The organism is Siccirubricoccus phaeus, assembly GCF_008360935.1.
GTDB classification, from domain to species: domain Bacteria; phylum Pseudomonadota; class Alphaproteobacteria; order Acetobacterales; family Acetobacteraceae; genus Siccirubricoccus; species Siccirubricoccus phaeus.
Window position 1 is genome coordinate 119,931 of record NZ_SRXO01000009.1, and the last position, 22,938, is coordinate 142,868.

Genomic DNA, 22,938 nt, shown 5'->3' on the forward strand with positions numbered 1-22,938 from the left:
TCTTTTGCCGGGCTTCGGCATCGGCCTAGCCTATGCTGATGGACCTTTCCCTCCGCGCCCTGCGCTATCTGGTCACGGTGGCGGACCAGGGCAGCGTCACCGCCGCCGCCCGCCGCCTGCACGTCTCCCAGCCCGCCATCTCCGAAGCCCTGGCGGCGCTGGAGGCGGAATTCGGCTTGCCGCTCTTCCTCCGCCACCATGCCCGCGGCGTCACCCCCACCCCGGCCGGGGCGCGGGTGGTGGCGGAGGCGCGGCAACTCCTCGCCCATGCCGCGGATGTGGCGCGCACCGCCCGGGCGCTGGGCGGGGCGCCGGCGGGGGAGATCACCCTCGGCTGCTTCCTCACCGTCGCGCCGCGCTTCCTGCCGCGGCTGCTGGCCGCCTTCGCTGCCCGCCACCCTGCCATCGCCGTGCGGCTGGAGGAGGGGGACCAGCAGGAGCTGCTGACCCAGCTCGCCCTCGGCCGCACCGAATTGGCGCTGGCCTACGACTTCGCCCTGCCCGAAACCGTGGAAGCCGAGACCCTGGCCGAGCTGCCGCCCCACGCCGTGCTGCCGCTGCACCACCCCCTGGCGAAGCGCCCGCGCCTGAAGCTGGAGGAGCTGGCCGGCGAGCGCCTGCTGCTGCTCGACCTGCCGCATTCGCGCGACTACTTCTATTCCCTGTTCCGTGCCAAGGGGCTGGAACCCCGCATCGGCTTCGCCTCCCGCAGCCAGGAGCTGATCCGTGGCATGGTCGGCAACGGCCATGGCTTCGCCATCCAGAATGCGGTGGCGCAAAGCGCCCATGCGGTGGATGGCAGCCGCGTCACCACCCTGCCGCTGGACCCGGATCTGCGGCCGGTGCGGCTGATGCTGCTCTCGCCGCGCGGGCTGCCGGCGCGGCCGGCCGTGGCGGCCTTCGCGGGGTTCGTGCGGGAGGCGTTCGCGGTGGGCGGGCTGTTCGACGAGTGAAGGTGGGTTTGCGGTTCAACCTGCCGATTCGGACCGGGGTCCGGGGACCGGTCCGGTCCCCGGCGGGGTCCAGGGGCAGCGCCCCTGGCGGGGTCTGGGGCGGAGCCCCAGCCGCCCCCCGGCGTTCTCCTCCCCCGAAAGGAGATCCGCCATGCCCCGTCCCAGCCGCGCCGAGGCCGAATCCGCCATCCGCACCCTCATCAGCTGGGCCGGCGACGACCCGCATCGCGAAGGCCTCCTCGACACCCCCGCCCGCGTCGCCCGCGCCTATGAGGAATTCTTCGCCGGCTACGCCATCGACCCCGTCGCGCTGCTGGAACGCACCTTCGCGGAGACCGAGGGCTATGACGAGATCGTCCTGCTGAAGAACATCCGGCTGGAAAGCTATTGCGAGCACCACATGGTGCCGATCATCGGCAGCGCCCATGTCGCCTATCTGCCCGCCCAGCGCGTCGTCGGCATCAGCAAGCTGGCGCGGGTGGTGCAGGCCTATGCCAAGCGCCTGCAGATCCAGGAAAAGCTGACCGCGCAGATCGCCAACACCATCGAGGCGGTGCTGCAGCCGCGCGGCGTCGCCGTCATCATCGAAAGCGAGCACCAGTGCATGACGACGCGGGGCGTGCACCAGCACGGCGCCGCCATGGTCACCAGCCGCATGCTTGGCGCGTTCCGCGACGATGCGAATACCAGGCGGGAGCTGCTGGCGCTGATCAAGGCACCGGCCTGAGCGTCCGGCCGGGCCGGGCACACCGCCCCCGGCCCGGCCGCTGAGGCGCCCCAGCCCCGCCGCCCTGAGTCCCCGGCAGCTCGCCAGCGGATGTAACTCTCTTTTTCTCTCCACATCCCCGAAACGGCGGGCTATCTGAAAATGCGAGTCATTCGCATTTATACGCAATTCCCGTGCCGGGACGGAATGAAATGGTAAGAGCACCGAAGGAAATTGGCCTGTCCCATGGCGGGCCGGGCGGCAGCGCGCGGCGACCCGGGACCCTGTCCCTGATTGCGGCTCTGCTCATCGGCCCGGCGATGCTTGCGCCCCCGGCCAGGGGCCAGACCGAGCCCGACCAGGCACCGGGCGGCGCCGTCGCCCTGCCGGAGGTGCGGATCGATGCCGGGCTGCCGCGCGGCTGGGCGCCGGTCCGCGGCTTCGTGGCGGAGACCGCCGCCACCGGTACCAAGACCGACACGCCCCTCATCGAGACGCCGCAATCCATCTCGGTCGTCACCCGCGACCAGATCGAGGCGCAGGCAGCGCAGGGCCTGAACGCCATCATGCGCTACACCCCGGGCGTGGCGGTGGAGACGCGGGGCGTCGTCGGGCGACTCGATCAATTCACCATCCGCGGCTTCCAGGCGCCGCAATTCCTCGACGGCATGCGCACCTTCGGCGGCCGCGACGCCAACCCCAGCGTCGATCCCTACCGGCTGGAGCGGGTGGATGTGGTGCGCGGCCCGGCCTCCGTCATGTTCGGCCAGGCCGGCCCCGGCGGCCTCGTGAACCTCATCAGCAAGCGCCCCACCGACCAGCCCTACCGCGAGCTGATGCTGCAGGGCGGCAGTTGGGACAGCTTCCGCGCCGGCATCGATCTCAGCGGCGCGCTGAATGAGAACCGCACCCTGCTCGGCCGCATCGTCACCTCCTACTCGCGTTCCGACACCCAGATCGACCACGCCAAGGAGGAGCGCTACTTCTTCGCCCCCTCCCTGACCTTCCGCCCGACGGCCGACACCACCATCACCCTGCTCGGCCTCTATCAGCGGGATCCCTGGGGCGGCACCTATGGCGCCGTGCCGGCCTATGGCTCGGTGCTGCCCAACCCCTATGGCCGCATCTCCACCAGCTTCTGGGATGGCGACCCGAATTTCGACCGGCTGGACCGTACCCAGTACCAGATCGGCTATCTCGCCGAGCACCGCTTCAACGACTCCCTCGCCGTGCGGCAGAATTTCCGCTACGCGCGGTCCGAGGGCTATTACCGCCAAGCCAACGGCACCACCCCGCCCGCCTTCCTCGACTACCGGACCTTCGCCCGCGGCGTTTCCGCCAGCGACGTCACCTTCGACACCATCACCCTCGACAACCAGATCGAGGGGAAGCTGGAGATGGGGCCGATCCACCACACCCTCCTCGCCGGGGTGGACTACTACAACGTCAACAGCGACACCTACGCCAACACCTTCACCACCTCCGGCGTGCCGCCGATCGACCTCTTCGCGCCGGTCTATGGCGTGCGCATGCCGGGCACGCCCTACACCTCGCGCACGCGGCAGGAGCAGAACGGCGTCGGCCTCTACGCTCAGGACCAGATCCGGGTCGGGCCGCTGCTGATCACCCTTGGCGGCCGGCGCGACTGGTACAATTCGGATACCCGCAACGAGAACCTGGTGACGCGGAGCTCGACGCGCGCGATCCTCGACACCGATGCCTTCACCGGCCGCGCCGGCATCGTCTACGTCACCCCCTGGGGCGTCGCGCCCTACTACTCCTACACGGAGAGCTTCGAGCCGCAGACCGGCACCCTCTCCCCCGCCCGCGGCGGCGCGCCCTTCCAGCCCACCACCGGGCAGCAGCACGAGATCGGCATCCGCTACCAGCCGCCCGGGGTGAATGCCCTGTTCTCCGCCGCGGTGTTCGACCTCCGGCGGCAGAACATCACGACGCAGGACCCGCAGGACTCCCGCTACTCCATCCAGACCGGCGAGGTGCGCACCCGCGGCGTGGAGCTGGAGGCGCGGGCGAGCCTCGCGGCCGGCTTCGACGTGGTCGCCAGCTACACCTATCTCGACAATGAGGTGACGAGCAGCAACTCGACCGTCACGGCGGACCGCCTGCTCGGCACCCCGACCTCCACCAGGCCGCAGCGCGGCACGGTGCCGACCGGGGTGCCGAGCCACATGGCCTCGCTCTGGGCGAACTACACCTTCCAGGAGGGCTCGTCCCTCGCGGGCCTCGGGATCGGCGGCGGCGTGCGCTATGTCGGCAAGAGCTGGGGCGATTCGGCGAACACCTTCCGGGTGCCGGACTACACGCTGGTCGATCTCATGGCCCGCTACGACCTCGGCCAGCTCAGCCGGACGCTGGAGGGCACCTCCCTGCAGGTGAATGTCAGCAACCTGTTCGACAAGGACTACGTCTCCTCCTGCCTCAGCTATGCCTGGTGCTGGTACGGCTACCGCCGGACTGTGCTGGCGACGCTGCGGCACCGGTTCTGAGGGCGGAGCGGCGGGCCTGGAGGGGCGATGCGCTCGCCGCGGCGCGCGCATGACGCTCCGGGCCGTTGCCGGATCGCGCGACTGGCGCGCCTGAGGTTGATTCAGCCTCGGGCGGTCACGCCCTGGCCGGGGCTGCCTTACCGGGGGCTGCCTTGACCGGGGGCTGCCTCGACCGGGGCTGCCCGGCGCGGTGCGGCGGCGGGGCCGCATCGCGCCGGACACTCCGCCCCGGCGCGCCGGCCTACTCGATCTGCAGGTTCATCTTCGCCAGCACCGGCCGCCACCTGTCCGCCTCCACCCGCATGAAGGTGGCGAATTCCTCCGGTCCGCTGCCCATCGCGAATTGCCCCTCGGCCAGCAGCCGCTCGCGCAAATCGGGCGTCTGCAGCGCGGCGGCAGCGGCGGCGGCCAGGCGCTCGATCGGGGCACGCGGCGTGCGCGCCGGCACCACCAGGCCGAAATAGGTCTGCGCCACCGTCCCCGGCACCTTTTCCTCGAAGGTCGGGATCTCCGGCGTCGCGGGCATGCGCCGGTCGCCGGTCCAGCCGATGATCCGCCCCTGGCCGTTGCGATGCGGCTGGATGGCCGAGGCCCCGCCCACCACCAGCAGATCCAGCGTGCCGGCGAGGAAGGCGGCAAGCTGCTGCGCATCGCCGCGATAGGTCACGTCCTGCATGCGGATGCCGAGCGCCTCCGCCACCAGCACCGCGGCGATGTTGTTGAAGGAGGAGGGGCCGTTGGTGCCGTAGTTCAACTGCCCCGGCCGCGCCTTCGCGTATGCGACGAAGCCGGCGATGTCGCCCGGCAGGCCGGGCTTCAGCAGGAAGGCGAAGGGCAGGGTGGAGAGCAGCGAGACGGCGGCGAAATCCTCCGGCTTGTAGGAGAGGGATTTCATCAGCAGCGGGTTCAGGGTGAGCGTGGTGCCGCTGTTCACCAGCGCCGTCATGCCGTCCGGCGCGGCGCGGGCCACGGCCTCGGCCCCCACCACCGTGGCGCCGCCCGGGCGGTTCTCCACCACCACATTCACGCCGAGGGCCGGCGCCATGCGGTCCGCCAGCAGCCGGGCGATGACATCGGTGGAGCCGCCGGGCGGGAAGGGGACCACCAGCGTCACGGCCCGGCCCTGGGCCAGGGCCGGCGCCGCCAGCAGCGGCAGGGCGCCGAGGGCGAGGCGGCGGGGAATCGCGGTGAACGCCATGCTTTCCTCCCGGATGGTTTTGCCGCCAGCCTGCCACCCGCCGCGCCGCGCCGCCACGGCCGATTGCACCGGGCCGCGCCCCCGGCGCGAGGGCATTCCCGCCCGGCCCCGATCTGCCCTACCTTCCCGGCGCAGGAGGAACCCATGTCAGACCAGATCCGCACCGAGATCGCCGAAGGCGTCTGCACCGTCTGTTTCACCCGGCCGGAGAAGAAGAACGCCCTGACGCGCGAGATGTATGCCGGCCTCGCCGACGCCATCGAGCGCACCGAGGCGGATGATGCGATCCGCTGCCTGCTCATCACCGGCAGCGAGGATGTCTTCTGCGCCGGCAACGACATCGCGGATTTCCGCAGCCGCCCGGCCGAGCCCGGCCCGCGCCCCAGCCGCCGCGTCTATCAGGGCCTGGCGCGGCTGGACAAGCCGGTGGTGGCCGCCGTGCCCGGCCTCGCCATCGGCATCGGCTTCACCATGCTGCTGCATGCGGATCTGGTCTATGCCGCGCCGGAGGCCCGCTTCCGCATGCCTTTCGTCGATCTCGGCCTGGTGCCGGAGCTCGGCTCCTCCCTCCTGGTGCCCTGGATCGTCGGCCGGCACCGGGCGGCGGAGCTGATGCTCCTCGGCGAGTTCTTCGACGCCGCGACGGCGGAGCGCCTCGGCTTCGTCAACCGGATCATCCCGCGCGAGGAATTGCTGCCGAACGCCATGGCGACGGCGCGCGTTCTGGCGCAGAAGCCGATCGAATCGCTCCGCGCCACCAAGCGCCTGCTGCGGCCGGACCAGCCGCGGCTGCTGGCGCGGATGGAGGAGGAGCTGGAGATCTTCGCCGAGCGCCTGGCCTCCGCCGAGACCCAGGCCATCATGGCCAAGGTGCTGAAGCCGAAGGGGTGACCGACATGCCGGAGCTGGTCCTCTACACCCACCCCATGTCGCGCGGCCGCATCGCCCGCTGGATGCTGGAGGAGGTGGGCGCGCCCTATGAGACGGTGGTGCTGGAATATGGCGCGCCGATGAAGGCGCCCGACTACCTGGCGATCAACCCCATGGGGAAGGTGCCGGCCATCCGCCATGGCGGGGTGGTGGTGACGGAAACGGCGGCGATCTGCGCCTATCTGGCCGATGCCTTCCCGGCGGCCGGGCTGGCGCCGCCACCGGCGGCGCGCGCCGCCTATTACCGCTGGCTGTTCTTCGCCGCCGGGCCGCTGGAGCAGCTCGTCACCTTCAATGGCTGCGGCATCGCCGTGCCGGCGGAGAAGGAACGTACGGTGGGCTTCGGCAATCAGGCAGCGGTGCTGGCCGCGCTGGAGGCCGCGCTGGCACATGGCGGCTACATCGCCGGCGAAAGCTTCACCGCGGCGGATGTCTATCTTGGCGCGCAGCTCTGGTGGGGGACGCAATTCGGCATGTTGCCGCGCCGGCCGGTGCTGGAACGCTATTGGGAGAAGCTGGAGGTGCGGCCGGCGCATCGGCGCGCGACGGAGCTGGACGACGCGCTGATATCCCCCGCGGCCGGCTGAGCGCTGCCTGCTGCCCCTCCGTGGCTTCGGCAGGGAAGGCCGTGCGAAGCGCCGCACATGGAGCAAGCTCCGGGTCCCCGCGGCGCTGCGCGGCGGCGTCGTGGGGCATCAGTCCATCGCCGCATGCCCCGGCTCCGCCGCCACGCCCCGCGCCGGCCGCCGCATCAGCGGCAGCAGCGCCAGCATGGCCAGCGCCAGGAACATCAGCACGCGGAAGTCGTTGCCATAGGCGATGATGGTGGCCTGCCGGGTCACCTCCTCATTCAGCGCCGCCGCGCCGGCGGCGGTGCTCGGGTCCCAGAAGCGCTGCACCCAGGGCAGGGTGAACAGCCGGTTCAGCGGCGTCACATGCACTGCCAGATCCGCGTGCATCGCCTGGGTGTTCCGCGTCAGCAGCGCCGACATGGCGGAAATGCCGATGGCGCTGCCGAGGTTGCGCAGCAGGCTGATCAGCGCCGCACCGTCGGTGCGCAGCTTCGGGTCCAGCGTGGCGAAGGCAACGAGGTTCAGCGGGATGAAGACGAAGCCCAGCCCCATGCCCTGCAGCACCGTCGAGGTCACCAGCCGCGACATCGAGACGTCGGGCGTCCAGCCCGTCATTTCCCACAGCGTCCAGGCCAGCAGCAGCACGCCGCCCATCATGACCAGGCGCGGGTCGAAGCGGGAGGCAAGCCGGCCGGCCATGAACATCGCCGCCATGGTGCCGAGGCCGCGCGGCGCCATGGCGAGGCCGGCCGTCAGCACCGGGTAATCCGCCAGGGTCTGCAGATAGGGCGCGAGCAGGGCGGCGGTGGCGAAGAGGATGGCGCCCACCGCGAACATGATGCCGAGGCCGGCGGCGAAATTCCGGTCGCGGAAGATGCGCGGCGGGATGAAGGGCTTCGGCGCCAGCATGAGATGCACGAGGAAGAGGTAGATCCCGAGCGCCGCCAGCACCGCCTCCACGATGATCTCGGTGGAGCCGAACCAGGCCTTCAGCTCGCCGCGGTCCAGCATGATCTGCAGCGCGCCGAGGCCGAGCGCCAGCACGCCGAAACCCAGCCAGTCGAAGCGGCGGTCGCGTTCGGGATTGTCCTTCGGCAGGAAGATCAGCAGGCCGAGGAAGGCGAGCAGGCCGAAGGGCAGGTTCACGTAGAACACCCAGCGCCAATTCCAATTCCCCGTCAGCCAGCCGCCGAGGGTCGGGCCGAGGATCGGCCCCACCATCACGCCCATGCCCCAGATGGCCATGGCGGAGCCGCGCTGCTCCGCCGGGTAGATATCCAGCATGGTGGATTGGCTGAGCGGCACCAGCGCCGCGCCGAAGGCGCCCTGCAGCAGGCGGAACACCACCATCTGCGGCAGGCTCTGCGCCGCGCCGCAGAGCAGGGAGGCGAGGGTGAAGCCGCCGACCGAGCCGAGGAACACCGCCCGGCGCCCGAAGCGCGCGGCGAGGAAGCCGACCGGCGCCGTCAGGATGGCGGCGGCGGTGATGTAGCTGGTCAGCACCCAGGTGATCTGGTCGGAGGTCGCGGCGAGGCCGCCCTGCATATAGGGCAGGGCGACATTGGCGATGGTGCCGTCCAGCGCCTGCATCAGCGTCGCCACCATGGCGCAGACGGTGATGATCCCGCGATGCGGGACGGACTCCTGGGTCACGATGTCACCTGACGGGATGGGTTATTGGGGGAAGGGAGGAGGTGGCGGCATCCTCCCCGCCAGCGGGGAGGGGGCGGTCGGTCACGTCTCCCTCCCCCGCCCTGCGGGGGAGGGCCGGGATGGGGGTGGAGCAGGGCTGCCCGCATCCCCCACCCCCTCAGAACAGGTCGCTCAGATGCCGCTCATGCCCGGTGTCGATCGAGACCACCGCGCTCATCCCGGCGCGGAGCTGCGGCATGCCCGGCTTCTGCTCCACCCGGATGCGCACCGGGATGCGCTGCACCACCTTCACCCAATTGCCGGAGGCATTCTGCGCCGGCAGCACGCTGAAGGTGGACCCCGAAGCCGGGCTGATGCTCTCCACCCGGCCCTGCCAGGTCACGCCCGGATAGGTGTCGATGGTGACGCTCACCGGATCGCCGGGGCGGACATGCGTCAGGTCGGTCTCCTTCGGCAGCGCATCCACCCAGAGATGCTCGGCCGAGACCAGGGCGAAGGCCGGCGTCGCCGCCGCCAGGTACTGGCCGGGCTGCAGGGTGGAGACCTGCGTCACCACCCCGGCAAAGGGCGCCCGCAGCACGGTGTGGTCAAGCTGGCGCTGCGCCTCGGCGACGCGGGCGGCGGCTTCCAGATAGTCCGGGTGCTGTTGCACCGGCGCCTCGGCATTGCCGCCCAGCTTGGCAAGCTGGACCTGCGCCTGGGCCTTCAGCGATTCGAGCTGCTGCTTCGCCTGCGCCAGGCCGAAGCGCGCCTGGTCGTAATTCGCCCGCAGCGCGGCGCTGGTGCCGACGAGCTGCGCCTGGCGCTCGAACTGCACCTGGGCGAGCTGCACGGCGGCTTCCTGCGCCGCGATGTCGCGCTGGATGCGGAGATAATCCGCCTGCATGGAGGTGAGGTTCAGCGCCACCTGGTGAAGCTGCGCCTGGGCCTGGTCCAGCGCGTGGCGGAAGGGGGCGGAATCCAGCTCCACCAGCACCTGGCCGGGCTGGACGCTGTCGCCCTCCCGCACCGCGATGCGCTGGACGATGCCGGCGACATCGGTGGCGAGCAGCAGCTTGTCGGCCTGGACATAGGCGTCATCGGTCCCGGCATAGCGGCCGCCATGCAGCCAGGCGGCGCCGGCGCCGAGCAGCACGACGAGAACGCCGCCCAGCATCAGAACGGGGCGCAGCCAGCGGCGGCGGCGTTTGGGGGCTTCGGGCGGGGCAGGGGAGGCGGCATCGGCCGCCGCCGGGTTGCGGAGGGAGCCTTCGGGCATCTTCTCGGTCCTTGGAGTCAGGCGGCCGTGCCGGTCTCGGTCTCGGCGGCCAGGAGGTTGGCTTTCATGGCTTGCAGCGCAGCGGCGGCGGCCTCGCAGAGGGCGGGGTCCAGCCCCTGGAGCGCCTCGGCCGAGAAGGCGGCGCGGACAGCGTCAATCTCCGCCAGCACCGGCGTCGCGGCCGGGGTGAGATGGAGGCGCCAGATGCGGCGGTCGGCGGGGTCGGCGCGGCGCTCGATGAGGCCGCGGGCGGCGAGGCGGTCCACCAGGCGGCCGGCGGAGATCGGCTCCACCTCCAGCAGCTCGGCCAGCTCCCGCTGGGTCATCCCGTCCCGCTGCTGCAGCTTGACCAGGGCGATCCACTGGGCACGGCTCATCCCCTGGGCGCGGGCCAGGCGGTCCGCCCGGGTGCGGCTGAGATGGGCCACTTCATGCAGCAGGGTGAGAAGGGTGTCGGGCATCGGCATGGGCGGTGACGGGGCGTGGCGGGTGGCACGCCATCCGGGAACGCACCCGCGGGAGAATCAGCGGAGTGAATATAAGCCTGCTAATCATTCGTGCAAGACGGGGCCGGGCGCCAGACCCGGTGGCATTCTCTCTGACGGCTGACGGGGCGTCCCATGGCGGGCTCGACGCTTCGGCGGTCTGCCATTCGGGCCCCCGCTCGCCTTGGCTCCCTGGGCGCCGGCGCCGTCCTGAACCGCCGGCTGACGCAGGGCGGGGGACTCAGGGCGGGGTCGGGGGAAGCGTTGGCGGCAGTGCCGCCAACCCCGTCCGGCGGGGCCCGGGCAGAGCCCCTGCCGGGGGCTTCGGGGCGAAGCCCCATCCCTACGTCAGCGCCGCGCAGGCCTGTTGCAGCCACGCCGCCGTCGCCGCGCCGCAGCTCGGCCCCACCTCCGCCAGCACCCGCGCATGGTATTCATCCACCTGCGCCCGCTCCGCCGGCGTCAGCAGCGCCGGCGCGATCAGCGCGCGATCATAGGGCGCCAGGGTCAGGGTCTCGAATTCCAGGAAGGGCTTCACCTGGTCCGGCTGTTCCGGCGCTTCCCGCACCAGCAGCAAGTTCTCGATCCGGATGCCGTAGTGGCCCGGCAGGTAGTAGCCCGGCTCGTCGGAGAGGATCATCCCCGGCGCCAGCGGCACCGGCTTCGCGGCCCGGCTGAAGGCCACCGGCCCCTCATGCACGGAGAGGAAGCTGCCGACGCCATGGCCGGTGCCGTGGTCGTAATCCAGCCCCACCGCCCAGAGCGCCCGCCGCGCGATCGCATCCAGATGCGGCCCGGCGACGCCCTTCGGGAAGCGCAGCGCCGCCAGCGCCAGATGGCCTTGCAGCACGCGGGTGTAGCGGTCCTTCAGTTGCTCCGGTGCCGGGCCGGGGCCGGTCCACAGGGTGCGCGTCACGTCGGTGGTGCCGTCGTGGAACTGGCCGCCGCTGTCGATCAGGTAGCACTCATCCGGGTGGATCGCCCGGTCGCTCTCCGGCGTCACGCGGTAATGCACGATGGCGCCATGCTCGCCGGCGCCGCTGATGGCGGGGAAGCTCTCGCCGTGGAACAGCGCCAGCTCCCGCCGGAATTCCAGCAGCTTCGCCGCCGCGCTCAGCTCCGTCTGCCCGCCCGCGGGCGCTGCCTTGGCGAACCAGGCGAGGAAGCGGGCCAGCGCCACCGCATCCCGCCCATGCGCGGCGCGGGCGCCCTGCTGCTCCACCGGGTTCTTGCAGGCCCGCGGCAGGCGCACCGGGTCGTCGCCCGCCACCACGCCGGCGCCGGCCTCGCGCAGCGTGGCGGCAAACCAGGCGGGGGTGGTTTCCGGGTCCAGCCGCACCTTGCGCCCCGCCAGCCCTTGCAGCGCCGCGGCGATCTCCCCCCGCGGCCGCACCACCACGTCATTGCCCAGATGGGCGCGGGTTTCCGGCGGCACCTTGCCGGGATCCAGGTAGATCTCGGCGCTGGCATCGGCGCGCAGCAGGGTGAAGCCCAAAGCGAGGGGCGTGTTCTCCAGATCCCCGCCGCGCAGATTCAGCAGCCAGGCCAGGGAATGCGCATCGGCGAGCACCGCCGCATCCTCCCCCGCCGCCCGCAGCAGGGCAGCCGCTTCCTCGCGCTTCTCCGCGGCGGATTTGCCGGCGTATTCCAGCGGATGGGGCAGGGCAGGGGCGGCAGGGGGGGCCGGACGGTCCGCCCAGATGGCGTCCACCGGGTTGCGTGGCAGGGGTACGAAGGTCACGCCCGGGCGTTCCAGCCGTTGCAGCCCGGCCTCGCTGTGCAGCCAGGGATCGTAGCCGATGCGCTTGCCCGCCGCGTGCTCCGCCAGCCAGTCGCCCGGCGGGTTCTCCGTGATGTGCCGCTGCTCCCATAGCGAGGTGTCGGTCTGCTGCGCCGCCTGGGTGGTGTAGCGGCCATCGGTGAAGAGCGCGGCCCGAGGGGGCGTGCCGTCGGCGAGCACCACGGCCAGGCCGGCGCTGCCGGTGAAGCCGGAGAGGAAGGCCAGGCGCTCCCCGGAAGCCGGGACGTATTCGCCGAGATGCTCATCCGCCCGCGGGACGAGGAAGCCGTCCACCCCGAGGCGGGCAAGTTCGGCGCGGAGGGCGGCGAGGCGTTCGGCGGGGCTCATCGAGCATTCCTTGCAACAGACTTAACGTTTTTGCTGGCTTCCACAGGAAGGAATGCGCTACGTGCATGTCTTCCCTGTTACATTCGCGCTGATCCCGCGCCGGTTCCGATCCTAATTGCTGAGGCACAGCGAAACGGCCAGCCGGCCGACGCAGGACATTCGGAACGCTACCCATGGACGCCCGCATTACCAAGTCGGAGGCCGCAATCCTCCTCCCCCGCAGCCCGATGGCCGAGCAGGTGGAGGCCCTCCGCCTCGCCGCCGGCCGCGCGCATGAGGCCGCGCTGGGCCAGCGCATCGTCCACTTCGCCGACCGCCTCCTCTCCTGGCCCGCCCGGCGGCGGGCGCGGGAGGAGCTGCGGCGGATGACGACGCGGGAACTGGCCGATATCGGCCTCACTCCCGGCGATATCGACCGCGTGGTGGACGGCACGGCGAACTGAACCGCGGGGCGCCCAGGCGCCCCGGGATCGCCCGCGCCGCTTCCCCCCAATCCGGCGGCGCGGGCTTGCGCCAGGGGGCGTGCACCCCCCGCACGCCCCCTGGTGCCCTCCATTCCTCCCTCCCTGCCGATGAATATCGCGGCGCCGGCCTTTCCCTGCGCCGCCCGGCCGCCGATATTCTCCCCACCGCGCGGCGGAGGAGGAGCAGGATGCAGCAGCCACCGACGCCCGGGGGAGAGGCCCGCCTGGCGGAAGACCCCTGGGCCAGCCTGCACCGGGAAGCCCTGCGCACGCTGCAGGCGGAGCCGCTGCTCGACCGCCACCTCTACGCCACCATCCTGCGCTGGCCAGGCCTGCCGGACTCCTTCGCCGCCGTGCTGGGGGACCGGCTGGGCACGCCGGAACTCGGCGCCGAGCGCCTGGCCGGGCTGGTGCTGGAAGCCTGGGCGGCGGAGCCGGCGCTGGAAGCCGCGCTGCGGGCCGATTTGCTGGCGATCGGCGCCCGCGATCCGGCGGCCGCGGCGGGGCTGCTGACCCCCTTCCTCTACTACAAGGGCTTCCACGCCCTGCAGCTCCACCGCGTGGCGCATTGGCTGTGGGGGCGGGAGCGGCGGGCGCTGGCCTATTTCCTCCAGGCCCAGGCGGCGCGCGGCCTCGGCATCGACCTGCATCCTGCGGCGCGCTTCGGCATCGGCGTCTTCATCGACCACGGCACCGGCGTGGTGGTGGGGGAGACGGCGGTGGTGGGGAATGACGTCTCCATCCTGCAGGGCGTGACCCTGGGCGGCACCGGCAAGGAAGCGGGGGACCGCCACCCCAAGGTACGGGACGGCGTGCTGCTGGGGGCAGGGGCGAAGGTGCTGGGCAATGTGGTCATCGGCCGCGGCGCCAAGGTGGGGGCGGGCAGCGTGGTGCTGCGGGACGTGCCGCCCTGCGCCACGGTGGCGGGCGTGCCGGCGCGGATCGTCGGCTGGTGCCCGGAGGCGATCCCGGCGCTGGTGATGAGCCATGCGCTGCCGGAGGCCGGGACGGAGGGGTGCTGAGAAGGATCCTGGGGAAAGGGTAAAGGGCAGGGGCTTCGCCCGGGGCAAGGCCGCCAGGCCTGCCGGGCCGGGACTATCGGCCTGCGCGGCTTCGGCAATTTCACCGACAGTCTCGGCAGCGGCCGCGCGTCGCCCGCCTATGATCTGCGGCAGCTTCCGGCGCTGATCTGCTTCCGCCTCAGCGGCGGGACCATGGCGCTCGGCAGCTTCGCCTCCAACACCATCCGCATCCCCGAAGCCGATCTGCGCGCCGCCCTCGCGCAGGCCGGCCTGGCAGGCGGCTAGAGCGGGATCGGTTGAGCTGCGCTCACCCGCCCCGCTCTAGCTCATTGTTCGGTCGCGTGATTCACGGTTTCGGTCGATGCGACCTCAACCGATCACGCTCTAGGGCCGCGTCCCCTGCGACCGGCGATTGCACGCCTCCGACCGCGCGTGCAGGCTGCAGCCTCGGGGGAATCCGCGAAAGGCCGAGGCGCGACATGAAGGCGATCTGGTACGAAAAGAACGGTGACAGCAGCGTCCTGACCTATGGCGACCTGCCCACCCCCACCCCCGGCCCCGGCGAGGTGCTGGTCCGAATCGCCGCCTCCGGCGTGAATCCTTCGGATTGGAAGACCCGCCGCGGCTCCTCCCGCCCCATGGCTTTTCCCCGCGTCATCCCGCACAGCGACGGCGCCGGAATTATCGAGGCGGTGGGGGAGGGGGTGCCGCCCGCCCGGATCGGCGAGCAGGTCTGGCTATGGAACAGCCAGTGGAAGCGCGCCTTCGGCACCGCCGCCGAATACATCGCCCTGCCGGCGATCCAGGCCATGCCCCTGCCGGAGGGCACCAGCTTCGCCGAAGGCGCCTGCCTCGGCATCCCTGCCCTAACCGCGCTGCACGCGCTGGTGACGGATGGCGGCTGCACCGGCCAGCGCGTGCTGGTCACCGGCGGGGCGGGCGCGGTGGGGTTCTACGCCATCCAGTTCGCCCGGCTGCTCGGCGCGGCGCAGGTGATCGCCACCGTCAGCTCCCCCGCCAAGGCGGCGCATGCCATGGCGGCCGGCGCCGATGCCTGCGTGAATTACCGCTCGGAGGACGTCCCCGCCCGGGTGATGGCGCTGACCGGCGGCGAGGGCGTCGGCCGCATCGTCGAGGTGGACCTGGCCGGCAACGGCCCGATGCTCCACAAGCTGGCAGCCCATGGCGCGGTGGTCGGCGCCTATGGCTCCAACACCCAGGAGGCCATCTTCCCCTTCTCCCCCACCATCGTGAAGGGCATCGGGGTGCGCTTCTTCATCGTCTATGAGCTGACGCCGGCGCAGCGCGCGGCGGCGGTGGGGGCGCTGCAATCCTGGCTGGCGCGCGGCCTGGTGCGGCATGCGGTGGCGGCGCATATGCCGCTGGCCGAATGCGCCGCGGCGCATGACGCGGTGGAGGCGGGCAATCTGATGGGCAATCTCGTCCTGGATTGCTGAGCCGGGCGGCCGCGCCGGGCCGTGCTGCCGCCGGCTGAACGGCTGACGGCGCGCATTGCGCGGCGCGGCGCTGCCTATCGCCCCGGGTGAGGTGGGCGGCGTGCTGCCATCGACCGGACGGGCGGCGGCGCGCCGTGCCCCGGCTGGTTCGCCGGCCCGGCCTGCCGCCCGGGCGACGCCGGCCGCCGCCCTGCGGCCGTAGGGACGCGCCGGCAGGAAAGGGCTTCCGCCCTGGGGCGCATGGTGTCATCTCCCCCCCTGTCCAAGATCGGGAGAAGCCCAGCCCCATGCTGCCTCGTCGTTCCCTCCTCGCCGCGCCGCTACTCGGCCTCGCCACGCCGGCGCTGGCGCAATCCGCCGGCGACTGGCCGAACCGCCCCATCCGCGTCATCGTCCCCTGGCCGCCGGGCGGTTCCACCGACGTGCTGGCGCGCCTCCTCTGCGAGCAGCTCACCCAGAAGCTCGGCCAGAGCTTCGTGCTGGAGAACCGGCCGGGCGCCAGCGGCAATATCGGCATGGAGGCGATCGCCAAGGCGGCACCGGATGGCTACACCCAGGGCCCGGCCACCATCGCCAACCTCTCCGTCGCGCAATTCCTCTACACGCGGCTGCCCTTCGACCCGGAGAAGGATTTCTCCCTGGTCTCGATGCATTGGGAGCTGCCGAACGTCGTCGTCGTTTCCGCCCAGCATAACCCGACGAACAGCCTGCAGGAATTCATCGCCTGGGCGAAGGCGCAGCCGCGCGGCGTCAGCTATGGCTCGCCGGGGGTGGGGACCACGGCGCATCTCTGCGGCTCCTCCTTCTGCGACCGGCTGAAGATCGACGGCCAGCACGTGCCCTTCCGCGGCGCGGCGCAGATCATCCCGGCCATGCTGGCGGGCGACCTGACCTTCGCGATCGACAACCTCGCCAGCTATACGCCGGTGATCGCCGAGGGGCGGGTGAAGGCCTTCGCCGTCACCAGCCCGCAGCGCTGGCCGAGCCTGCCGCAGATCCCGGTGATGGCGGAGGCCGGGGTGCCGGATTTCGTCGTCACCTCCTGGTGCGCCTGGGTCGGCCCCGCAGGCATGCCGCGGGCGGTGGTCGACAAGGTGAATGCGGCGATGAAGGAGGTGGCGGCCGATCCTTCCGTGCAGCGCCGCTTCGAGCAGACCGGCGCCCGCTGCGTCTGGAGCACGCCGGAGGACGCCGAGCGCCATGCCGCCGCCCAGCGCCCGATGCTGAAGGAGATGGTACGCATCTCCGGCGCCCGGATGGAATAACTCAAGGGCCCTAAGGGCCTTTCGGCCCTTGGCAGGGGGTTTCCAAAGGGGGACGGCGTCCCCTTTGTGGCCGGGCTGCGCCGATGGGGCAGGATCGCCCCTTGCCTTGCGCGCCCTAGAGCGGGATCGGTTGAGCTGCGCTCACCCGCCCCGCTCTAGCTCATTGTTCGGTCGCGTGATTCACGGTTTCGGTCGATTCGACCTCAACCGATCACGCTCTAGGTTGCGTTGACCCCCGCCAGCCGCCTCCCTAGCTTGGTAGGACCATGGCCGAAACCCTCCGCATCGCCCTCGCCCAGATCAACCCGCATGTCGGCGACATCCGGGGCAATGCCGAGCGCATCCGTCGGGCGCGGGCGGAGGCGGCGCGGCTCGGGGCCGATCTTCTCGTCACCCCGGAATTCTCCATCGGCGGCTACCCGCCCGAGGATCTCGTCCTCAAGCCCAGCTTCAACGCCGATGCCGCCGCCGCCATCGAGGCCCTGGCGGCCGAGACCGCCGATGGCGGGCCGGGCGTGGTGCTGGGCGGCCCCTGGGTGGCGGAGGGGAAGCGCCATAACGGCCTCTTCGTCCTGGATGGCGGCAAGATCATCGCCCGCCGCGCCAAGCACGAGCTGCCGAATTATGGCGTCTTCGACGAGAAGCGGGTCTTCGAGCCCGGCCCCGCCCCCGGGCCGGTCGCCTTCCGCGGCTTCCGCCTCGGGCTGATGATCTGCGAGGATTGGTGGTTCCCGACCGTCTCGGAAACGCTGGCGGAGAGCGGCGCCGAGGTGCTGATCAGCATCAACGGCTCCCCCTTCGAGGTCGGTAAGGCGCAGCTCCGCATCGACCTCGCCGTGCCGCGGGTGGTGGAGACGGGGCTCGGCTTCGTCTTCCTCGGCCAGGTCTGCGGCCAGGATGAGTTGGTCTTCGAGGGGGCGAGCTTCGTGCTCAACCCCGACCGCAGCCTGGCCGTGCAGATGCCCCTGTTCGAGGAGGCGATCACCCTGACGGAGTGGACCCGGCGGGATGGCCGCCTGGTCTGCACCCCGCAGAAGCTGGCACCCATCCCCTCGGCGGAGGAGCAGGTCTACCGGGCGATGATGCTCGGCCTGCGGGATTACGTGAACAAGAACCGCTTCCCCGGCGTGGTGCTGGGCCTCTCCGGCGGCATCGACAGCGCCATCTCCGCCGCCGTCGCCGCCGATGCGCTGGGGCCGGACCGGGTGCGGGCGGTGATGATGCCCTCGCCCTACACCTCCCGCGAGAGCCTGGAGGATGCCGCCGCCTGCGCCGAGCTGCTCGGCATCCGCTACGAGACGATCGGCATCGGCCCGGCCATGGAGGCCTTCGGCGCCATGCTGGCGCCGGCCTTCGGCAACCGCGCCCCGGACATCACCGAGGAGAACATCCAGTCCCGCGCCCGCGGGCTGACGCTGATGGCGCTCTCCAACAAATTCGGCGACATGGTGCTGACCACCGGCAACAAGAGCGAGATGTCGGTCGGCTACGCCACGCTCTATGGCGATATGTGCGGCGGCTATTCGGTGCTGAAGGACATCTACAAGACGCTGGTCTTCCGGCTCTGCCGCTGGCGCAACGCGCATGTGCCGGCCGGCTCGCTGGGGCCGGCCGGGCCGGTGATGCCGGAACGGGTCATCACCAAGCCGCCCTCCGCCGAGCTGAAGCCGGACCAGACGGACCAGGACACCCTGCCGCCCTATGAGGTGCTGGACGCCATCCTGGAAGGGCTGGTGGAGGGCGAGCGCGGGGTGGAGGCGCTGGTCGCCGAGGGCCACGACCGCGCCACGGTGCTGCGGGTGTGGCGCATGCTGGACCGGGCGGAATACAAGCGCCGCCAGGCGCCGCCCGGGGTGAAGATCGGCCCGCGCGCCTTCGGACGGGACCGGCGGTATCCGATCACCAACGGGTACACCAACCTGATCGCGTAGCGGGAAACGCCCCTGGGGGATCAGGAGCTCCGCCCCAACCCCGGCAGGGGGCGCTGCCCCCGGTGAACGCAAGCGTTCGATCCCACGGGGCCGGGACCTGGCCCCGGACCCCGGTCTGAGTTTCGGATCCGGGAGTTGAAGCTGCCGGCTCGGCAGGAGCCTTCCGGCGGATGCCGGCCGGCGCGGCCATGGCAAGTCTCCCCTCCGCCTCGCCGCCGGCCTATAGGGCGCAGCCACAGAGAGGGAGGCCGCCATGGCTGCTACTTTCGATTCCGGCCTGTTCGGGCGCGAGGGCGGCTATTCCGTCCGCATCATGGACCTCTCCGGCGGCAATGGCGCCGACCCGGTGGAGACCATCCGTGGCTTCCAGACGCTGGAACATGCCAACGCCTTCGCCCGCCGCTACGTGCGGGACAGCATGGACCGCTGCCGCAACCGCGGCATGACGCCGGACCAGGTGCTGGCCGCCTGGTTCGCCTTCGGCGAGGATGCCGAGGTGGTGGGCGGCGCCGAACAGGCCTGGCGCAGCGCCGCCGAGCTGAACGACTTCGCCGCCCGCCCCGCCCGGGACACCGAGGAGCGCAATTGGCGCGCCCTCGACCCCCGCCGCGACGGGGAGGATGAGGAAGAGGAGGAATGAGCCGCCACCGCGTCCTCTGCGGCGATTTCGCCAGCGGCGAGGACCCGGAGGAGGAATGGGAGGTGACGGGCTTCGCCTCCGCCGAGGCGGCGGCGGAATACGCCCGCCGCTTCATCCGGGCGCAGATCGAGGATCTGCGGCGGGAAACCCCGGACCCGGCGGCGCTGAGCGAAGCCTATTACGCCTTCGGCGAATACGCCGCGGCGGAGGGGTTCGACAGCGAGGCCTGGGTGGAGCACTGCATCGCCACGCCGGCGGCGCGGAAGGCGGAAACGGACTACGCGGCGCTCGATCCGGGGCGGTGATTCCAGGAGGGGCTCTGCCCCTCCCGGACCCACCCCGCCAAAGGCCGAAGGGCCTTTGGAAACCTTGAGTTTGGCGTCTCGACCGTCGGGTCCAAGATGCAAGGGTTCCAAGGGCCTTTCGGCCCTTGGTGAGGGCGGGCAAAGCCCTCCCTCAACGCGTCGCCGCCGTCACCGCATCCAGCACCTGATCCATCGCCTTCTGGAACCCCGGCCCATCCAGATAGCCATCGCCCTCACCGGCGCGCTCCACGAAGGCCTGCCAACTCGGCTTCGCCATGGCGGCGCGGAAGCGGTCATGCAGGTAGCGCACCGCCGCATCCGGCGTGCCGGTCGGCACCACCCAGCCCTTCATGTTCTCCAGCGCCATTTCCAGCCCCAATTCCACCAGCGTCGGCACCTCCGGGAAGGAAGGCGCCCGCTCGGCGGAGCAGCAGGCCAGCACGCGCAGCAGCCCGCCATCGGTCAGGCCACGGAATTCCTCCGGGCTCGCCACCATCAGATCCACCTGGCCGGCCGCCACCGCCTGCAGCCCCGGCGCGCCGCCGGCAAAGGGCACGTGCAGGAACTCCACCCCCGCCCGCTTCTCCAGCACCGCGAAGACGGCGTGGTAGATGGAACCGATGCCGGAGCTGCCATGGCTCACCGCCTGCGGCTTCGCCCGCGCCGCCAGCAGCGCCTCCTGCATCGTGCGGTAGGGGCCATCCGCCCTGGCCAGGATGAACATGCGCTGCCGCAGCAGCCGCATCACCGCGCGGAAGCTGGTGCGGGCGTCGTAGGGCAGGGCGCGGTAGGCGGGGATGCTGGTGCTCTCGCTGCCGCCGCCCATCAGCAGCGTATGGCCGTCCCCCGGCAGCCCGGCCACGTACTGCGCCGCGATGGTCCCGCCGGCGCCCGGCCGGTTCGCCACCACCAGGGGCTGCGGGAACAGCGGCTGCGCCGCCTCCACGATGGCGCGGGCGATGAGGTCCGCCCCGCCGCCCGGGGCGAAGCCGATGATGCATTGGATGGGTCGCGTCGGCTCCCAGCCCTGCGCCCGGGCGGGCATGGCGGGCAGCGCGGCCAGCCCCGCGAGCACCGCGCGGCGTTGCGGCATAGGCGTGTCCTCCCCTTGGTTTTGCCGCCAGCTTGGCCCAGGCGAAGGCCTGGCGCTAGGCTCCTGGCCTCGGCAGGCCGGGACCTTGCCCCGGGCGTGAACAGGCCACCGGCCCCGAAGCCGATGGCGAAGGAGGAACCGCATGCGACCCCGCCATCTGCTGCTGTTGCTGCTGCTGCTCGCCCTGCCGGCCCGTGCGGCGGAGCTCGATCCGCGCGCCATCGCCTTCCGCCTGCCGGAGCAGATTCCCTGGGGCCCGGTGACGGCGAGCGGCAACCAGCAGGCGGTGCTGGTGGGCGACCCGGCGAAGCCCGGCTTCTATGCGGTGATGGTGCGCTGGCTGCCTGGCCATATGAGCCGCCCGCATTTCCACCCGAATGACCGCTTCATCACCGTGCTCTCCGGCACCTGGTGGATGGGCAACGGCCCCGAATTCAAGCCGGAGGAGACCGTGCCCATGCCCGCCGGCAGCTTCGTCACGCATTTCGCCCGCGGCGTGCATTATGACGGCGCCAAGGAGGACCCGACCGTGCTGCTGATCGTCGGCGAAGGCCCTGCCACCTCCACCCCGGTGGAGCGGCGCTGAGGCATGGAAGAAGCGAGCATCGCGGCGCGATTCCGCGGCCCGGACGGCATCGGCAATGGCGGCTATGTCGCCGGGCTGATGGCGGAGCGCCTGGGCACCCAGCCGGCGGAGGTGACGCTGCGCCGCGGCTGGCCGCTGGACCAGCCCCTGCGGATCGAGCGGGAGGACGGCCTGGTGCGCGCCCTGGATGCCGAGGGCGCGACCATCGCCGAGGCCCGCCCCACCGATCTCGACCTGGCGCCGCCGCCGCCGCCCAGCCTGGCGGAGGCCCGTGCCGCCACGCGCTGGTTCCTCGACGGCCCCTTCACCCATTCCATCGGCCGCTGCTTCGTCTGCGGCTCCGCCTGGGCGGAGGGGGTCGGGCTGCGCGTCTTCACCGGGCGGGTCGCCGGCCGCCCCGGCATCGCCGCCGCCGCCTGGACTCCGCATGCCGCCTTCGCCGGGCCGGATGGGAGGGTGGCGCCGATCTATCTCTGGGCCGCGCTGGATTGCGCCGGCTCCTTCGCCTTCACCGTGGGGGAGGCGCCGCAGCGCATGCTGCTGGGCCGCATCGCCGCCCGGCTGCTGGCCCCGGTCGCGCCCGGGGAGGAGTGCATCGTCCTCGGCTGGCAATTGGGGCGGGAGGGGCGGAAGCTTTCCGCCGGCACCGCCATCTTCGGCGCGGATGGCGGGTTGCGGGGCGTGGCGCGCGCCCTCTGGGTGACGCCGGCCATTGTGGCAAGCTAGTTGCAAAAATCCCCGAATTGGGGCCAATTGGCGCCGTCGCACAGCCCGGGAAAGGATGGCGTTGCATGGGTAAGCTGCTCAGCGCGGCTCAGGTCGAGGCCTATCGGCGGGACGGCTTCGTCACCCCCTTCCGCGCCGTGAGCGCGGCGGAGGCGGAGCGTTGGCGGCAGGAGATGGCGCGCACCGCTGCGGCCTTCGACCTCGCCTATCCGAAGCCGCCCGGGCAGCGGCAATCCTTCTCCCGCATCAAGCCCTATCTGCTGTTCCGCTGGGCGGCGGAGATCGTGCGCCACCCCGCCGTGCTGGATGCGGTGGAGGATGTGATCGGCCCGGATATCCTCGTCTATCACACCACCCTGTGGTGGAAGGAGGCGGGGACGGATGGCTTCGTGCCCTGGCACCAGGACGGCACCTATTTCGGCCTGGCGCCGCATGAGCATGTGACGGCCTGGGTGGCGCTGACGCCGAGCACCGAGGAAAGCGGCTGCGTCACCATGCTGCCCGGCACGCACAAGGTGGGGCAGTTGCCGCATACGGACCGCTCCGACCCCGGCATCATGCTGAGCCGCGGCCAGACGGTGAAGGCGGAGATCGACCCGAGCAAGGGTGTGCCGGTGCCGCTGCAGCCCGGCGAATTCTCCCTGCACGACACCATGGTGCTGCATGCCTCGGCGCCCAACCGCTCGGCGGTGGACCGCATCGGGCTGGGCATCAGCTATATCCCGGCGCGCTGCTACCACACCGGGCCGACGCGGCTTTCCGCCACGCTGGTGCGCGGCGAGAACCGCTTCGACCATTTCGACCTGGAGCCGGCGCCGCAGGCGGATTTCGATGCCGCGGCCGTGGCGGCGCATCAGGACAGCGTCGGCCGGTTCTTCCGTGCCAGCCAGCTCATGCCGGAGATGGCGCTGGTGCACTGATTTCCCCACGACGTTGCTGCGCAACGCCGCGGGGGCCCCATGTTCGCCGGGTAAGCGGCGCTTCGCACAGCCTGCCGTGGCGAAGCCACGGCAGGGCAACGGGCGGCGCGGGTTGAGGCGGGGCGTCCTTCTTCTGCCG

At 71.6% G+C, this 22,938-nt stretch carries 21 protein-coding genes; 15 read left to right on the plus strand and 6 right to left on the minus strand.

From position 1 onward, the window contains the following. Positions 1-38: 38 nt before the first annotated feature. The 3 genes from E5N76_RS14465 to E5N76_RS14475 all read left to right on the plus strand — a co-directional run bounded on the left by E5N76_RS14465 (position 39) and on the right by E5N76_RS14475 (position 4,166). Entirely contained in the window at positions 39-953 is a 915-nt protein-coding gene (locus tag E5N76_RS14465) for a LysR family transcriptional regulator (protein WP_149538020.1), read from the plus strand. Positions 954-1,104: 151 nt separating this feature from the next. Continuing rightward, positions 1,105-1,680 carry a GTP cyclohydrolase I FolE gene (folE, locus tag E5N76_RS14470; protein WP_149538021.1) on the plus strand — a complete coding sequence of 192 codons (576 nt, stop codon included), beginning with the start codon at positions 1,105-1,107 and terminating at the stop codon, positions 1,678-1,680. Positions 1,681-1,979: 299 nt separating this feature from the next. Beyond that, positions 1,980-4,166 (plus strand): TonB-dependent siderophore receptor, encoded by a 2,187-nt coding sequence (locus E5N76_RS14475; protein ID WP_149538022.1) that lies wholly within the window; start codon positions 1,980-1,982, stop codon positions 4,164-4,166. Between the two features lie 241 nt (positions 4,167-4,407). Here E5N76_RS14475 and E5N76_RS14480 read toward each other — a convergent pair whose 3' ends face one another. Continuing rightward, positions 4,408-5,364 (minus strand): tripartite tricarboxylate transporter substrate binding protein, encoded by a 957-nt coding sequence (locus tag E5N76_RS14480; protein ID WP_187830173.1) that lies wholly within the window; start codon positions 5,362-5,364, stop codon positions 4,408-4,410. A 144-nt stretch (positions 5,365-5,508) separates the two neighbouring features. On the opposite strand from E5N76_RS14480, the gene E5N76_RS14485 reads away from it, so the two are divergent. Continuing rightward, on the plus strand, positions 5,509-6,255 hold the full coding sequence (locus E5N76_RS14485; RefSeq protein ID WP_149538024.1) for an enoyl-CoA hydratase: 747 nt from the start codon (positions 5,509-5,511) through the stop codon (positions 6,253-6,255). A 5-nt stretch (positions 6,256-6,260) separates the two neighbouring features. Next, positions 6,261-6,881 carry a glutathione S-transferase family protein gene (locus tag E5N76_RS14490; protein ID WP_149538025.1) on the plus strand — a complete coding sequence of 207 codons (621 nt, stop codon included), beginning with the start codon at positions 6,261-6,263 and terminating at the stop codon, positions 6,879-6,881. A 108-nt stretch (positions 6,882-6,989) separates the two neighbouring features. On the opposite strand, the gene E5N76_RS14495 is transcribed toward E5N76_RS14490, so the two are convergent. The 4 genes from E5N76_RS14495 to E5N76_RS14510 form a co-directional block, all read right to left on the minus strand. Continuing rightward, positions 6,990-8,519, minus strand: coding sequence for a DHA2 family efflux MFS transporter permease subunit (locus E5N76_RS14495; RefSeq protein ID WP_235907711.1), 1,530 nt, complete (start codon positions 8,517-8,519; stop codon positions 6,990-6,992). A gap of 157 nt (positions 8,520-8,676) precedes the next feature. Continuing rightward, positions 8,677-9,777, minus strand: coding sequence for an HlyD family secretion protein (locus E5N76_RS14500; protein ID WP_149538026.1), 1,101 nt, complete (start codon positions 9,775-9,777; stop codon positions 8,677-8,679). A 17-nt stretch (positions 9,778-9,794) separates the two neighbouring features. Continuing rightward, on the minus strand, positions 9,795-10,244 hold the full coding sequence (locus E5N76_RS14505) for a MarR family winged helix-turn-helix transcriptional regulator (RefSeq protein WP_149538027.1): 450 nt from the start codon (positions 10,242-10,244) through the stop codon (positions 9,795-9,797). A gap of 361 nt (positions 10,245-10,605) precedes the next feature. Further along, entirely contained in the window at positions 10,606-12,390 is a 1,785-nt protein-coding gene (locus tag E5N76_RS14510) for an aminopeptidase P family protein (RefSeq protein ID WP_149538028.1), read from the minus strand. A gap of 173 nt (positions 12,391-12,563) precedes the next feature. Here E5N76_RS14510 and E5N76_RS14515 point away from each other — a divergent pair, with 173 nt between their 5' ends. The 7 genes from E5N76_RS14515 (at position 12,564) to E5N76_RS14545 (ending at position 19,474) form a co-directional block, all read left to right on the plus strand. Further along, the gene (locus E5N76_RS14515) at positions 12,564-12,833 is read left to right on the plus strand and encodes a DUF1127 domain-containing protein (RefSeq protein ID WP_149538029.1); all 270 of its coding nucleotides are present in this window, start codon (positions 12,564-12,566) and stop codon (positions 12,831-12,833) included. A gap of 209 nt (positions 12,834-13,042) precedes the next feature. Further along, complete coding sequence (cysE, locus tag E5N76_RS14520; RefSeq protein ID WP_149538030.1) at positions 13,043-13,876, plus strand: serine O-acetyltransferase; 834 nt, start codon at positions 13,043-13,045, stop codon at positions 13,874-13,876. Between the two features lie 479 nt (positions 13,877-14,355). Continuing rightward, the gene (locus E5N76_RS14525) at positions 14,356-15,333 is read left to right on the plus strand and encodes an NADPH:quinone reductase (protein ID WP_149538031.1); all 978 of its coding nucleotides are present in this window, start codon (positions 14,356-14,358) and stop codon (positions 15,331-15,333) included. Positions 15,334-15,620: 287 nt separating this feature from the next. Then, positions 15,621-16,598, plus strand: coding sequence for a Bug family tripartite tricarboxylate transporter substrate binding protein (locus tag E5N76_RS14530; RefSeq protein ID WP_149538032.1), 978 nt, complete (start codon positions 15,621-15,623; stop codon positions 16,596-16,598). A gap of 266 nt (positions 16,599-16,864) precedes the next feature. Then, entirely contained in the window at positions 16,865-18,529 is a 1,665-nt protein-coding gene (locus tag E5N76_RS14535; protein ID WP_149538033.1) for an NAD+ synthase, read from the plus strand. A 253-nt stretch (positions 18,530-18,782) separates the two neighbouring features. After that, the gene (locus E5N76_RS14540) at positions 18,783-19,169 is read left to right on the plus strand and encodes a hypothetical protein (RefSeq protein ID WP_149538034.1); all 387 of its coding nucleotides are present in this window, start codon (positions 18,783-18,785) and stop codon (positions 19,167-19,169) included. Next, complete coding sequence (locus E5N76_RS14545) at positions 19,166-19,474, plus strand: hypothetical protein (RefSeq protein ID WP_149538035.1); 309 nt, start codon at positions 19,166-19,168, stop codon at positions 19,472-19,474. Before E5N76_RS14540 ends, E5N76_RS14545 begins: the two co-directional genes overlap by 4 nt. 151 nt (positions 19,475-19,625) lie before the next feature. Here the strand turns inward: E5N76_RS14545 and E5N76_RS14550 are convergent, their stop codons facing one another. Then, positions 19,626-20,567, minus strand: a complete 942-nt coding sequence (locus E5N76_RS14550) for a Bug family tripartite tricarboxylate transporter substrate binding protein (protein WP_187830174.1) — start codon at positions 20,565-20,567, stop codon at positions 19,626-19,628. Positions 20,568-20,709: 142 nt separating this feature from the next. Between E5N76_RS14550 and E5N76_RS14555 the strand changes: the two genes are divergently transcribed. The 3 genes from E5N76_RS14555 to E5N76_RS14565 all read left to right on the plus strand — a co-directional run bounded on the left by E5N76_RS14555 (position 20,710) and on the right by E5N76_RS14565 (position 22,799). Next, a complete protein-coding gene (locus E5N76_RS14555) occupies positions 20,710-21,153 on the plus strand; it encodes a cupin domain-containing protein (RefSeq protein ID WP_149538037.1) in 444 nt (147 codons plus the stop codon). A gap of 3 nt (positions 21,154-21,156) precedes the next feature. Further along, positions 21,157-21,879 carry a hypothetical protein gene (locus E5N76_RS14560; RefSeq protein WP_149538038.1) on the plus strand — a complete coding sequence of 241 codons (723 nt, stop codon included), beginning with the start codon at positions 21,157-21,159 and terminating at the stop codon, positions 21,877-21,879. Positions 21,880-21,944: 65 nt separating this feature from the next. Next, complete coding sequence (locus E5N76_RS14565) at positions 21,945-22,799, plus strand: phytanoyl-CoA dioxygenase family protein (protein WP_149538039.1); 855 nt, start codon at positions 21,945-21,947, stop codon at positions 22,797-22,799. Positions 22,800-22,938: the final 139 nt, after the last annotated feature.

Coding starts and splice junctions, on each gene's coding strand:
- E5N76_RS14465 (WP_149538020.1), top strand. CDS start 39: ATGGACCTTTCCCTCCGCGCCCTGCGCTATCTGGTCACGGTGGCGGAC.
- folE (WP_149538021.1), top strand. CDS start 1,105: ATGCCCCGTCCCAGCCGCGCCGAGGCCGAATCCGCCATCCGCACCCTC.
- E5N76_RS14475 (WP_149538022.1), top strand. CDS start 1,980: ATGCTTGCGCCCCCGGCCAGGGGCCAGACCGAGCCCGACCAGGCACCG.
- E5N76_RS14480 (WP_187830173.1), bottom strand. CDS start 5,364: ATGGCGTTCACCGCGATTCCCCGCCGCCTCGCCCTCGGCGCCCTGCCG.
- E5N76_RS14485 (WP_149538024.1), top strand. CDS start 5,509: ATGTCAGACCAGATCCGCACCGAGATCGCCGAAGGCGTCTGCACCGTC.
- E5N76_RS14490 (WP_149538025.1), top strand. CDS start 6,261: ATGCCGGAGCTGGTCCTCTACACCCACCCCATGTCGCGCGGCCGCATC.
- E5N76_RS14500 (WP_149538026.1), bottom strand. CDS start 9,777: ATGCCCGAAGGCTCCCTCCGCAACCCGGCGGCGGCCGATGCCGCCTCC.
- E5N76_RS14505 (WP_149538027.1), bottom strand. CDS start 10,244: ATGCCGATGCCCGACACCCTTCTCACCCTGCTGCATGAAGTGGCCCAT.
- E5N76_RS14510 (WP_149538028.1), bottom strand. CDS start 12,390: ATGAGCCCCGCCGAACGCCTCGCCGCCCTCCGCGCCGAACTTGCCCGC.
- E5N76_RS14515 (WP_149538029.1), top strand. CDS start 12,564: ATGGACGCCCGCATTACCAAGTCGGAGGCCGCAATCCTCCTCCCCCGC.
- cysE (WP_149538030.1), top strand. CDS start 13,043: ATGCAGCAGCCACCGACGCCCGGGGGAGAGGCCCGCCTGGCGGAAGAC.
- E5N76_RS14525 (WP_149538031.1), top strand. CDS start 14,356: ATGAAGGCGATCTGGTACGAAAAGAACGGTGACAGCAGCGTCCTGACC.
- E5N76_RS14530 (WP_149538032.1), top strand. CDS start 15,621: ATGCTGCCTCGTCGTTCCCTCCTCGCCGCGCCGCTACTCGGCCTCGCC.
- E5N76_RS14535 (WP_149538033.1), top strand. CDS start 16,865: ATGGCCGAAACCCTCCGCATCGCCCTCGCCCAGATCAACCCGCATGTC.
- E5N76_RS14540 (WP_149538034.1), top strand. CDS start 18,783: ATGGCTGCTACTTTCGATTCCGGCCTGTTCGGGCGCGAGGGCGGCTAT.
- E5N76_RS14545 (WP_149538035.1), top strand. CDS start 19,166: ATGAGCCGCCACCGCGTCCTCTGCGGCGATTTCGCCAGCGGCGAGGAC.
- E5N76_RS14550 (WP_187830174.1), bottom strand. CDS start 20,567: ATGCCGCAACGCCGCGCGGTGCTCGCGGGGCTGGCCGCGCTGCCCGCC.
- E5N76_RS14555 (WP_149538037.1), top strand. CDS start 20,710: ATGCGACCCCGCCATCTGCTGCTGTTGCTGCTGCTGCTCGCCCTGCCG.
- E5N76_RS14560 (WP_149538038.1), top strand. CDS start 21,157: ATGGAAGAAGCGAGCATCGCGGCGCGATTCCGCGGCCCGGACGGCATC.
- E5N76_RS14565 (WP_149538039.1), top strand. CDS start 21,945: ATGGGTAAGCTGCTCAGCGCGGCTCAGGTCGAGGCCTATCGGCGGGAC.